This is a genomic window from Streptomyces cyslabdanicus (assembly GCF_052663305.1).
Genome location: NZ_JBQRUW010000023.1, coordinates 1 through 12111, shown reverse-complemented (window position 1 = coordinate 12111; position 12111 = coordinate 1). Strand labels below are relative to the sequence as shown.

At 72.6% G+C, this 12111-nt stretch carries 12 protein-coding genes; 5 read left to right on the top strand and 7 right to left on the bottom strand.

Annotated elements, in window-relative coordinates; translation table 11 throughout:
• The first annotated feature begins 12 nt into the window (after nt 1–12).
• Complete coding sequence (locus tag ACTYVM_RS15095; RefSeq protein ID WP_445526449.1) at nt 13–618, top strand: MarC family protein; 606 nt, start codon at nt 13–15, stop codon at nt 616–618.
• A 100-nt stretch (nt 619–718) separates the two neighbouring features.
• Here the strand turns inward: ACTYVM_RS15095 and ACTYVM_RS15090 are convergent, their stop codons facing one another.
• On the bottom strand, nt 719–871 hold the full coding sequence (locus tag ACTYVM_RS15090; RefSeq protein WP_100568199.1) for a DUF8834 family protein: 153 nt from the start codon (nt 869–871) through the stop codon (nt 719–721).
• A gap of 196 nt (nt 872–1067) precedes the next feature.
• On the opposite strand from ACTYVM_RS15090, the gene ACTYVM_RS15085 reads away from it, so the two are divergent.
• A complete protein-coding gene (locus ACTYVM_RS15085) occupies nt 1068–1964 on the top strand; it encodes an NYN domain-containing protein (protein WP_445526448.1) in 897 nt (298 codons plus the stop codon).
• Between the two features lie 74 nt (nt 1965–2038).
• Here ACTYVM_RS15085 and ACTYVM_RS15080 read toward each other — a convergent pair whose 3' ends face one another.
• Together ACTYVM_RS15080 and ACTYVM_RS15075 are read right to left on the bottom strand one after the other, a co-directional pair.
• Nucleotides 2039–2941: an alpha/beta fold hydrolase gene (locus ACTYVM_RS15080; protein WP_445526447.1), complete on the bottom strand. Its 903-nt coding sequence runs from the start codon at nt 2939–2941 to the stop codon at nt 2039–2041.
• A gap of 175 nt (nt 2942–3116) precedes the next feature.
• The gene (locus ACTYVM_RS15075; protein ID WP_445526446.1) at nt 3117–5702 is read right to left on the bottom strand and encodes a DEAD/DEAH box helicase; all 2586 of its coding nucleotides are present in this window, start codon (nt 5700–5702) and stop codon (nt 3117–3119) included.
• Nucleotides 5703–6206: 504 nt separating this feature from the next.
• Here ACTYVM_RS15075 and ACTYVM_RS15070 point away from each other — a divergent pair.
• A complete protein-coding gene (locus tag ACTYVM_RS15070; RefSeq protein WP_445526445.1) occupies nt 6207–6953 on the top strand; it encodes a ferritin-like domain-containing protein in 747 nt (248 codons plus the stop codon).
• 47 nt (nt 6954–7000) lie between these two features.
• On the opposite strand, the gene ACTYVM_RS15065 is transcribed toward ACTYVM_RS15070, so the two are convergent.
• From ACTYVM_RS15065 to ACTYVM_RS15050, 4 genes are all read right to left on the bottom strand, one after another.
• Nucleotides 7001–7270 (bottom strand): hypothetical protein, encoded by a 270-nt coding sequence (locus ACTYVM_RS15065; protein ID WP_400028984.1) that lies wholly within the window; start codon nt 7268–7270, stop codon nt 7001–7003.
• Between the two features lie 252 nt (nt 7271–7522).
• Nucleotides 7523–7750, bottom strand: a complete 228-nt coding sequence (locus ACTYVM_RS15060; protein ID WP_062711803.1) for a DUF3107 domain-containing protein — start codon at nt 7748–7750, stop codon at nt 7523–7525.
• Nucleotides 7751–7868: 118 nt separating this feature from the next.
• Nucleotides 7869–8513, bottom strand: coding sequence for a TetR/AcrR family transcriptional regulator (locus tag ACTYVM_RS15055; protein WP_390828628.1), 645 nt, complete (start codon nt 8511–8513; stop codon nt 7869–7871).
• 236 nt (nt 8514–8749) lie between these two features.
• Nucleotides 8750–8962: an Rv3202a family protein gene (locus ACTYVM_RS15050; RefSeq protein WP_445526444.1), complete on the bottom strand. Its 213-nt coding sequence runs from the start codon at nt 8960–8962 to the stop codon at nt 8750–8752.
• A gap of 254 nt (nt 8963–9216) precedes the next feature.
• Between ACTYVM_RS15050 and ACTYVM_RS15045 the strand changes: the two genes are divergently transcribed.
• On the top strand, nt 9217–10410 hold the full coding sequence (locus ACTYVM_RS15045; protein WP_445526443.1) for an alpha/beta fold hydrolase: 1194 nt from the start codon (nt 9217–9219) through the stop codon (nt 10408–10410).
• 8 nt (nt 10411–10418) lie between these two features.
• Entirely contained in the window at nt 10419–11918 is a 1500-nt protein-coding gene (locus ACTYVM_RS15040) for a DUF3152 domain-containing protein (protein WP_445526442.1), read from the top strand.
• Nucleotides 11919–12111 lie beyond the last annotated feature (193 nt).

The following is a 12111-nucleotide window of genomic DNA, read 5'->3' as shown; positions in this document are numbered from 1 at the left end:
GGCCTCTCACCGATGTTCGACGCTGCCGTTTTCGGCTCCCTGTTCCTCACCCTTTTTGTCATCATGGATCCCCCTGGGATCACGCCCATCTTCCTCGCGCTGACCGCCGGACGACCCGCCAAGATGCAGAAGCGGATGGCCTTCCAGGCCGTCTGCGTGGCCGGCGGGGTCATCGCCGTGTTCGGTGTGCTCGGCAACCAGATCCTGGGCTACCTGCACGTGTCCATCCCGGCGCTGATGATCGCCGGTGGGCTGCTCCTGCTGCTGATCGCGCTCGACCTGCTCACCGGCAAGACGGACGAACCCAAGCAGACCAAGGACGTCAACGTCGCGCTGGTCCCGCTCGGTATGCCGCTCCTGGCCGGTCCCGGCGCGATCGTCTCCGTCATCCTCGCCGTGGAGAAGGCCGGCAGTGTGGCGAGCCAGGTCTCGGTGTGGTCGGCCATACTCGCGATCCACGTGGTGCTGTGGCTGGTCATGCGGTACTCGCTGCTGGTCATCCGGGTCATCAAGGACGGCGGCGTGGTCCTGGTGACACGGCTGGCGGGCATGATGCTCTCCGCGATCGCCGTGCAGCAGATCATCAACGGCGTCCTGCAGGTGATCCACGGCGCCTGAGCGCGTACGCGGTCCGGGGTGCCCGGTCGCCGTACGTGCGCGAAGCCCCCGTGCGGCGACCGTACGGGGGCTTCGAAGCTTCTGCGGTGGTCCGCGTCTGTTATGAGGCCGTGGTCTCGGCCGGTCGGATCCACAGCCGCTGTCCGACAGCGGCGGCCTGCTGAACGATCCGGTTGACGGAGGCTGCGTCCACGACGGTGCAGTCCACGGGCGTACCGTCGACCTCGTCGAGTCGCATGATTTCGAAGCGCATTGCCTCTCCCTTCGTCTGGTCATCCTCCTGAGGAGAACTACTTGGCTTCACTCGGTCACAACGATCTGCACGATGCAAACATTCCCTACGCTAAAGAAATTTTTCGATTGTCTAACCAGTGACCGGTAAGGCAGCTTCAATTGACCGACCGGGACCGGTTGTGTTCGCAGCGTGACCGCCGGGACAATGGAGGGCGATGAACGATGACCTCGCGGCGCTGTCCGCTCGCATCGACCGCACGAACGAGTTGCTGGTACGCATGCTCGCCGAGGTGGCGAAGACGCCCTCGACCCATGCGATCTTCGTCGACGCCGGGTACCTCTACGCGGCGGCGGGGCGCCTGGTGGCCGGGACGGAGGACCGCCGCGCCTTCGACCTGGACGCCGAGGGGCTGATCGACGCGCTCATCGACCGGGCCCGCACCGTCTTCGCCGACAGCCGGCTGCTGCGCGTCTACTGGTACGACGGCGCCCGGCGCCGCATCCACACCGCCGAGCAGCAGTCGATCGCGGAACTGCCGGACGTCAAGGTCCGCCTGGGCAACCTCAACGCGAACAACCAGCAGAAGGGCGTGGACTCCCTCATCCGGACGGACCTGGAGTCACTGGCCCGGCACCGCGCCATCAGCGACGCGGCGCTGCTCGGCGGCGACGAGGACCTGGTCTCCGCGGTGGAGGCCGCCCAGGGCTACGGAGCCCGGGTGCACCTGTGGGGCGTCGAGGCCCCCGACGTCCGCAACCAGGCGGAGCCGCTGCTCTGGGAGGTCGACAGCCAGCGCACCCTCGACCTCGAGTTCTTCAAGCCGTACGTCTCCCGGCGCACCGCACCCGCGTACGACCCCGCCCAGGTTGCCCGCCCGACCCGCGAGAACGTCCGTTTCGTGGGCGCGCAGATCGCCGCCAAGTGGCTCGCGGCGCGCGGCCGCGAGAACCTGGCGGAACTTCTCCCCGGGCACCCGTATCTGCCGGGATCGGTGGACCAGGACCTCCTGGTCGAGGCCGAGGGCCTCCTCCAGTACTCCCTGCGCGGCCAGGCGGACCTGCGACGTGCGCTGCGGGACGGCTTCTGGGCTCACCTCCAGGGGCAGTTCTAGGGCCGTGCCGGGCGGAACGGGCCGGTGGGCCTTTCCGGTCGCGGGTGGACCTTTCCGGTCGCGGCACCAGCCGGCTAGCCGGTCGTCCGGTCCTGCGGCCGGGCGGTGACGGTGTCCCAGAAATCGGCGAGGGCGCGGGCGGTGGCGAGCGGCTGATCGCAGTTGGGGGAGTGCTCGGCCCCCTCGACGACCGTGCGCCGGGCGCCCAGCCGCCGGGCCGCGTCGTCCAGGAGCGGCAGCGGCCAGGTGTCGTCCCGCGCGCCCGAGAGCACGTGGAACGGCAGTGGCAGGGCGGCGAGTTCGGCGACGCGGTCCGGCTCGGTGCACAACTGGAGCCCGGTCGCGAGTAGTTGGGCGGGCTTGTGGGACAGCCAGCGGCGGCGCAGGTCCGCGCGGTCGTCGAGGCCCGCGTCGAGTCCGGCGCCGGTGTCGGTCTCCTCGGGCGGTTCCATCGCCTGGATGACCTCCCAGACCTCCGCCATCGACATCACACCGAGCGCGTCCCGCAGCAGTTTCACGCGCTGCTGCTGGGAGACGGAGATCTGCGCCGGGCCGGAGGCCATCAGGGTGAGCGAGACGAAGGGGGAGCGGTCGAGGAGCACGGCCGCGCGGGCGATCTGCCCGCCGAGCGAGTGCCCCAGCAGATGCAGCGGCGTGCCGAGCGCCCCCGCCTGAGCGAGGACGTCCCGGGCGAGTTCCCCCTGCGCGTACGCGGACTCGTCGTCCGCCGGCCCGTCCGACTCGAACTGCCCGCGGCCGTCCACGGCCACCGTGCGGTACCCGCGCGCCGCGAGGGGCTCGTGCAGCGGGTTGAAGTCCTCCTTGCTCCCGGTGAAACCGGGCAGCAGCAGCGCGGTGCCGCGCGGCGCGACACCGGCCGCGACGGGCGCGTCGACCACGGCGAACTCGCCGCGCGCGGTGCGCAGCCGGTAGGTGCGCGCCCCCGGCGGCGGGACGAACGTAGGCGGCCTGCTCATGCGCCGAGGCTATCGGGCACGGCGCCCTCGGTGGTGTCGGTACGGCGGTTCGGGTGAAGTCCTCACCGGTGGGGCGGTGGCGGCGAACCGGCCGGGTCCGCCGCGTACGCCGGCGGCCCGGTCCCACACGGAGTGGGCCGGGCCGCCGGGTCGTACGGGCGCCGGGAGCGCCGGATCAGGCCTCTATGGACTCCACCACCGCGGCGGCGGCCTTCCCCGTGGTCTGCGCCGGGATCTCGGCGGTGTCCACCGCTGCCTTGGCGGCGGCCGTCTTGCGCGTACGGCGCGGCTTCGGCTCGGCGGCCGGGCCACCGGCCGTGTCGTCGGCCTCCGCCGGGGCCTCGGCGGCCTTGCGGGTACGGCGACGGGGCTTGGTCTCCGCCTCCGCCGTCGCCGCGGCCGCCTTGCGGGTACGGCGCGGCTTGGCCTCGGCGGTGTCCACGGCGGCTTCCGCAGCGTCCGCGGTGGCGGTTGCCTTGCGGGTGCGGCGGGGCTTGGCCGCCGTTGCCTCGTCGGTGACGGGGGCGTCGGCCGTCTCGGCCGCCTTGCGGGTCCGTCGGCGCGGCTTGGTGGCCGCCTCGTCGGTGGTGCCTTCGGCGGTGTCCGCCACGGCCTCGGGCGCGGTCGCCGCCTTGCGGGTGCGGCGGCGCGGCTTGGCCTCAGCGCCCTCGGCGACGTCGACCGCGGCCTCGGCGGCGCTGTCCGGCCCGTCGGCCGGCTGCGGCGGGATCTCCGCAGCGACCGTCGCGGCGGTCTTGCGGGTCCGTCGGGGCTTGGCTTCGACGGCGGCTTCCGGCGCGTCCGCGGTGGTCGCGGCGGCCGTCGCCTTGCGGGTACGGCGACGGGGCTTGGTCTCCGGCTCGTCGGCGGTGCCCTCGGCGGTGTCCACGGCGGCTTCGGCCGCGGCGGCGGTTGCCTTGCGGGTCCGTCGGCGCGGCTTGGTCTCCGCCTCGTCGGTGGTGCCTTCGGCGGTGTCCACGGCGGCTTCGGCCGCGGTCGCCGCCTTACGGGTGCGGCGGCGCGGCTTGGCCTCCGGCTGGTCCGCGGTGGACCCGGCCGTGTCCAGAGCCGCCTCGGCGGTGCTCTCGGCCGAAGCCGCCGGTTCCGGGGCGACTTCGGTCCCGGTCTCGACCGGGGCCGTCGTGACCGCCTGCTCCGCCGACTTGCGGGTACGGCGGCGACGCGACTTCGCGGGCGCGTCGGTGGCGTCGGCGACGTCGAGGGCGGTGCCTTCGGCCGTCGTCGTCGCGGCCTCGGCGGACTCGACGGGTTCGTCGTGCCCGGACGGTGCCGTCGGCTCGTGGGCCGTCACCGGCTGCGTCGGCGCACCGCCGCGCAGACGACGCCGGCGGCGCGGGGTGGACGCCTCTTCCGTGACCGTGGCCTCGACCGGCACGTCGGCCGACGTGCCTGCGGTCGGCGTGGCCGGTGCCGAGTCCAGCGGCGCGCCGCCACGGGTGCGGCGCCGGCGGCGCGGCGTACGCGCCGGGCGCTCACGGTCCGCGGAGCGCTCACGGTCCGCCGGGCGTGCCTCGCCCCGGCCACCGCGACCGCGTGCACCGCGACCGCCGGTCTCGCCGAGGTCCTCCAGCTTCTCCGCGTCCAGTCCGGCGCGGGTGCGCTCCGAGCGCGGCAGGACGCCCTTGGTGCCCTCGGGGATGCCCAGCTCGGCGAACAGGTGCGGCGAGCTGGAGTACGTCTCGACCGGGTCGTTGAAGTCCAGGTCCAGCGACTTGTTGATCAGCTGCCAGCGCGGGATGTCGTCCCAGTCGACGAGGGTGATCGCCGTACCCTTCGCGCCCGCGCGGCCCGTACGGCCGACGCGGTGAAGGTACGTTTTCTCGTCCTCGGGCGACTGGTAGTTGATGACGTGCGTGACGCCCTCGACGTCGATGCCGCGCGCGGCGACGTCGGTGCAGACGAGCACGTCGACCTTGCCGTTGCGGAAGGCACGCAGCGCTTGCTCGCGGGCGCCCTGCCCGAGGTCGCCGTGGACCGAGCCGGAGGCGAAGCCGCGGCGCTGGAGCTGCTCGGCGATGTCGGCCGCCGTGCGCTTCGTGCGGCAGAAGATCATCGCCAGTCCGCGGCCCTCGGCCTGCAGGATGCGGGCGATCATCTCCGGCTTGTCGAGCGAGTGCGCGCGGTAGACGAACTGCTTGATGTTCGCGACCGTCGCGCCCTCGTCGTCCGGCGCGGTGGCGCGGATGTGCGTCGGCTGCGACATGTAGCGGCGGGCCAGACCGATGACCGCGCCCGGCATGGTGGCCGAGAACAGCATGGTCTGCCGCTTGACCGGCAGCATGCCGATGATCTTCTCGACGTCGGGCAGGAAGCCCAGGTCGAGCATCTCGTCGGCCTCGTCGAGCACCAGGCTCTTGACGTGCTTCAGGTTCAGCTTCTTCTGGCCGGCGAGGTCCAGCAGCCGGCCCGGGGTGCCGACGACCACGTCGACGCCCTTCTTCAGGGCCTCCACCTGGGGCTCGTACGCCCGGCCGCCGTAGATCGCGGTGACGCGCACGTTGCGCACCTTGCCCGCGGTCAGCAGGTCGTTGGTGACCTGGACGCACAGCTCGCGCGTGGGAACGACGACGAGCGCCTGCGGGGTGTCGGTGAGCGCCTCGGGCTGCGCGCGGCCCGCCTCGACGTCGGCGGGGACGGTGACGCGCTCGAGGAGCGGAAGGCCGAAGCCGAGCGTCTTGCCGGTGCCGGTCTTGGCCTGGCCGATGACGTCCGTGCCCGTCAGGGCCACGGGCAGGGTCATCTCCTGGATGGGGAAGGGAGTGGTGATGCCGACGGCTTCCAGGGCCTCGGCGGTCTCGGGGAGGATCCCGAGCTCTCGGAACGTCGTAGTCAGGGTGCTGCCTCTTCTGTGTGCGCGGTGCGAGGCGAGCGCGGGGGTCGTGTCTGACCGTGCTGGGGACGTCGGCCGCCCACGCGGGCGGGCCGTGTGGCACGGGACCACAGCCGACGCTCTAGCGCTCGAACCGCTTGGAGGTCCCTCCGATCGTCGTACGCACAGTGCCGTACGGTCAGGGAGGGCTGTCGGGTCGGAGCCGATCGGGCCACCGACCGGGCATCCTCATGCGTGCGCCCTGTCGGTGTACGTCACACGTCACACATCGCAACGCGTCGGCGTACGCAACAGGCGCATTACCACCATACCCCGGAATCACGTACACGTGATGGCCGATTCGGTCACGTAGTCGTCGTCACACTGGTCGGTCGGGTCCGTCGCGGGCGCGGAGGGCGGGCTATTGTGCGCTTCATGACGAGCTCTGACAAGTCTGACAACGTCTCCGACGCGCCCGCCGAACCCACCGGCATCGCCGCCCAGGACTGGGCGACGGCCGCCGCCGACCCGCAGTACCGCGCCGCGGTCGTGGACCTGCTCGGCGCGCTCGCGTACGGAGAGCTCGCGGCGTTCGAACGGCTCGCGGAGGACGCCAAGCTGGCGCCCACTCTGGCGGACAAGGCCGAGCTGGCGAAGATGGCGTCGGCCGAGTTCCACCACTTCGAGCGGCTGCGCGACCGGCTCGCGGAGATCGGCGAGGAGTCGACGCTGGCGATGGAGCCGTTCGTCGCCGCGCTCGACGGCTTCCACCGGCAGACGGCGCCCTCGGACTGGTTGGAAGGGCTCGTCAAGGCCTACGTCGGCGACTCGATCGCCAGTGACTTCTACCGTGAGGTCGCCGTCCGTCTGGACTCCGACACGCGCGAGCTGGTCCTGGCCGTCCTGGACGACACCGGGCACGCCGGCTTCGCGGTGGAGAAGGTGCGCGCGGCGATCGATGCGGACCCGCGCGTGGGCGGCCGGCTCGCACTGTGGGGGCGGCGGCTGATGGGCGAGGCCCTGTCGCAGTCCCAGCGGGTCGTGGCGGACCGGGACGCGCTGTCCACGATGCTCGTCGGCGGCGTCGCGGACGGCTTCGACCTCGCCGAGGTCGGCCGGATGTTCTCCCGGATCACCGAGGCGCACACCAAGCGGATGGCCGCGCTGGGGCTGGCCGCGTAGGCCTGCCGGGAGGCGTTGTCAGGGGGTGCGCCGCCGTCGGCGCCGGATCAGGCCGGCGCCGATCGCCGGCGCAGTCTTCCCGCGGGGCGCACCAGCAGGGACAGCGAGGCGGCGGACACGACCACCGCGCCGAGCAGCGTCGACAGCAGGCTGCCGGAGCCCAGCGCGCTGTGCGTGACGAAGCCGCCGAAGAGGGCCCCCGCGACACCGGTCGACTGCACCAGGAGACGGGACGGCAGGCGGTGGGACAGGCGGTGGAACGCGGTCCAGCCGAGCAGCAGACCGATCAGCGCGGAGCCGAGCGCTTCCAAGAACATGACGGTTCCCTCCCACACGATCGGCATGATCGGCCGGTGCCTGGCGGTCCTAGCCGGTCATACCCCTGACCTGCGGAAGGCAACCCTCCCTGTGGGCGGATTGTGCGCCATCCGTGAAGGTGGAGGGCGGGAGAACGCGGGGGAGCGGGAGAAGCGGGGGTGGGAGAACGCGGGAAGGGGGCCCGGCGGCTCTCCACCGCCGGGCCCCCTCCCGTGTCGTTTCCGTAGCTCCGTCGTTCGACGGCGCGGCGACTACAGTGCGCCGAAGCCCACCTTGCGCGGGGCCGGCTCGCCGAGCTCGACGTATGCGAGGCGGTCGGCCGGGACCAGCACCTTGCGGCCGTGCTCGTCGACGAGGGTCAGCAGCTGCGACTTCCCGGCCAGCGCCTCGGACACCGCCCGCTCGACCTCCTCGGCACTCTGACCGCTCTCCAGAACGATCTCGCGGGGCGCGTGCTGCACGCCGATCTTGACCTCCACGGCTATGTCCCTCCGACGGTCAGTGAAGTGCGCGACCTTCCGCGCCGTACCTGCACACATTAGCCCGGTGAGGGGACGAACACGCTCGACCCGGGAACGCCAGGAGCGAACAGCCCGCTCAGTGGTGCTGCTCGGCGCCGTGCAGCGGGAAACCGGCGATGCCGCGCCAGGCCAGGGACGCCAGCAGCTGGACCGCCTGGTCGCGCGGCACGCTGCGGTCGCTGTGCAGCCAGGAGCGGGCCACCACCTGGGCGAGTCCGCCGAGGCCCGAGGCCAGCAGCATCGACTCCGCGCGGGAGAGGCCGGTGTCCTCCGCGATGACGTCGCAGATCGCCTCGGCGCACTCGTTGGTGACCTTGTCGACGCGCTCGCGCACCGCCGGCTCGTTCGTGAGGTCCGACTCGAAGACCAGCCGGAAGGCGCCGCCGTCGTCCTCGACATAGGCGAAGTACGCGTCCATCGTGGCGCGCACGCGCTGCTTGTTGTCGGTGGTCGAGGCGAGCGCGCCCCGCACCGACTGGATGAGCGACTCGCAGTGCTGGTCCAGCAGCGCGAGGTACAGGTCGAGCTTGCCCGGGAAGTGCTGGTAGAGCACCGGCTTGCTGACGCCGGCCCGCTCCGCGATGTCGTCCATGGCGGCCGCGTGGTAGCCCTGCGCCACGAAGACTTCCTGGGCGGCGCCCAGCAGCTGGTTCCGTCGGGCACGGCGCGGCAGGCGCGTGCCTCGCGGGCGTGCCGCCTCTGTCTGCTCGATGGCTGTCACGCCGCCTCCCAAAGTCGTCCACATGCGGTGTGCGCCGCGCCGCCATCGTACTTTTCGGTAACCGTGGTGTGCGCGGTGCGAGCGCAGGATTTCACGGACCGGACGGCGACAAAAGCGGCATAGAAGGTTTCAATCGGGTTCAAGACGGGCAAAAAGCCACGCTCCTGCTCAACCGCGGTCCTTCCCGTCGGGCGTCCCCGGCGTCGCCTCACGCGCCACCTCGTACGCCCCGTCCTTCACCGGTAGTCGTCCTCGTCGATGGAGACGACCCGCGCCTGTTCGATGAGATCGGCCTCGTTGGCGCGGTCCGGGTCCCCGGTGAGGGGTTCGTCGCGGTCCGGCGCGACGTCCGTGTGCTGCTCGGCGGCGTCGCCCTCCGGGGCCTCGACGGCGATCTCCGCGGCGTCGTCGCCCTCGAACGTCTCGGGATCGGTGGGGTCGAATGCCATGCTGGGCTCCCTTCCTGCGGAATGCTGCGGAATGTCCCTGCGGATGCCCCATGCCCCTGCGATGTCCCCGGAGGATGGTCCCGGAAGCCACAGGGGGTCATGTGCGGGTGCCCTCTGTATGAGCCTAGGAGACACCCGAGGGTGACGCTATGCGATCCGCGGTCCGATCGGCGGTCCCGCGTGCGTACGATCTGTGACGGCTGACACAGGCGAACCCATGAGTCACTGCGTGATCGTCTCGTAACATTGCCCGCATGTCTTCGACCGAGCTGCCCTTCGTGCCGCCCGCCAACGTTTTTCCCAGAGTGGCGCCCGTCGGGGTCGAGGAGGGCGAACGGCTGCGCTCGGTCGAGCTGCCCGGGATCACGCTGGCGGTGCGCTCGCGGCCGCCCGCGCGGGAGGGACTGCCGCCCGCGCTGTACGTGCACGGCCTCGGTGGCTCCTCCCGGAACTGGTCCGCCCTGATGCCGCTGCTCGACGGCACCGTCGACGGCGAGGCGGTCGACCTGCCGGGCTTCGGCGACTCCCCGCCACCGGACGACGGCGACTACTCCGTCACCGGGCACGCGCGCGCGGTGATCCGCCTCCTGGACGCCTCCGGTCGCGGGCCGGTGCACCTGCTGGGCAACTCGCTGGGCGGCGCCGTCTCCACGCGCGTCGCGGCGCTGCGGCCCGACCTCGTACGGACGCTCACGCTCGTCTCGCCCGCGCTGCCCGAGCTCCGGGTGCAGCGCACCGCCCTGCCGACCGGACTGCTCGCGCTGCCCGGCGTGACCACGCTGTTCACCCGGCTCACCCGGGAGTGGACGGCGGAGCAGCGGGTCCGCGGGGTCATGGCCCTGTGCTACGGCGACCCGGGGCGGGTGACGCCCGAGGGGTTCCGCAACGCGGTGCGGGAGATGGAGCGGCGGCTCCAGCTGCCGTACTTCTGGGACGCGATGTCGCGCTCCGCGCGCGGGATCGTGGACGCGTACACGCTGGGCGGTCAGCAGGGACTGTGGCGGCAGGCCGAGCGGGTCCTCGCGCCCACACTGCTGGTCTACGGCGGCCGCGACCAGCTCGTCGGCTTCCGCATGTCCCAGCGGGCGGCCCGTGCCTTCCGCGGCTCCCGCCTCCTCACCCTGCCGGACGCCGGCCATGTGGCGATGATGGAGTACCCGGAGGCCGTGGCCACCGCGTTTCGCGAACTACTGCTGGACACCGGAGAGTTGGAGACCGGATCGATGGCGGGGCCGGCAGCGGGCGCCCGGGCCGGGGACGACGGTGGTGAACGGACCGGCGTCGAGTCCGCCGGTGCCGAAGCCGAGCGTGGGACTTCCGCGGCCGGGGCCGCAGGCCGTGCCTCCGGCGCGGAGACAGGCGGCGGTGCTCCCGGCACCGGGACGGTCGGCGGTGCGTCCGGCTGGGAGGCCGGTGGGGCCTCCTTCGGCGCGGGTGCGGGGGGCTGAGGGCCGACGTGGGACGCCACAGCCGCCGCGGGCCCGCACCCAAGGACGCGACCGCGAACACGAGCATCGGCCGGGACGACCGCGAATCCCCGGAGAGGTACGGCCCGCGGGGTGGTCGTGAGTCGCACGGAGGCCCGGAGCTCCCGCACGGCGAACGCCCCGGGGGCGGCCCGGAGGGCCGGGACGGCCGCGCGAACCGGGGAGGCGCCGAGCCCTGGCACGGCCTGAGCGGTCGTCACGGGACACCCGCCTACGGCACGCCCGCTCACGGCATGCCGCGTTTGGCCGACGGCACACCGGTCGGCGAGGTTCCGCGGGTTCGTGGTGGGCACCCGGAGCAGCGGGAAGCCGGTGGTGGCTGGGGGCGGCCGGGGGCGCCTGCCGTGGAGAGGAACGGAGCGCAGGGGCCGACGACCGCCGGTCTCGGCAGCTCGACGGGGATCGGGGGCTCCGCCGCTCCCGCCGACTCCGTGCGTTCCCGCGCCTCCATTCCCCGGCAGCGGCGGGCGTCGCCCGGCGGGCCGCGGCAGGACTACCTCGACGCCTTCGAGGGGGACGACGACGTCTTCGCGCCCCGGTCCCGCGGTGACGTGCGCACCGCGAACCCGGCCGTGGCCCCGCCCTACGAGCCGGCCGGGCGGGACGGGGCGGAGCGCGGGGACGACGACACCGCGCGACCGAGCGGCGAGCCCGCCACGTCCACCGCGACCAAGGGGAAGGCGTTCACCGGCATCGCGGCCGCCGCCGTCACCACCGTGCTCGCCGTGGTCGTCGCCGGGCAGGTGGCCGAGGACCAGCCCGACAGCGGGGCGCTTTCCCGGTCCGCCGCCGACCGGGCGGAGTCCGATGTCGCCGGTGCCGCGGGCGCGGGCACGGACGGCAAGGCGGCCGCGCCGAACATGTCGGCACTGACGTACGACCAGAAGATGGGCGCGAGGTACCCGCTCAGCCCCACCCTCGAGGGCTCCGGCCGGTTCGACGCGGTCCCGGGCTTCGCCAAGGCGCCCGGCAGGGGACGCAAGTACACCTACCGCGTCGACGTGGAGCAGGGTCTCGGCCTGGACGGCGAGCTCTTCGCCGCGGCCGTGCAGAAGACGCTGAACGACGACCGCAGCTGGGCCCACAACGGCGCCCGCACCTTCGAGCGCGTCTCCTCCGGCCGGCCCGACTTCGTCATCACGCTCGCCAGTCCGGGTACCACCGCCACGTGGTGCGCCAAGTCCGGCCTGGACACCACCGTGGACAACGTCTCCTGCGACTCGGCCGCCACCGAACGCGTGATGATCAACGCCTACCGGTGGGCGCAGGGCTCCAAGACCTACGGCGACGAGATGTACGCCTACCGGCAGATGCTGATCAACCACGAGGTCGGCCACCGGCTCGGCTACGGCCACGTCTCCTGCGACACGGACGGCGCGCTGGCGCCGGTCATGCAGCAGCAGACGAAGTTCCTGGACCACGACGGAATCCACTGCCTGCCCAACTCCTGGCCCTACCCGGGGAGGTGACCGCGGGCCGGCCGGACCGGCCCGCGGCGTACCGGCCTGCGGCGTACCGGCCTGTGGCGTGACGTTTCGTGTCCGGTTGATCTCCTTACGCGACGGAACGCCGCCCGCACGGGAAAGTTACGACTGTTCACCCCTTTTGGTGGGGCGGCGGGAAACCACTCCCGTCGCCACCGTCACGTTCTAACAAAGTCAT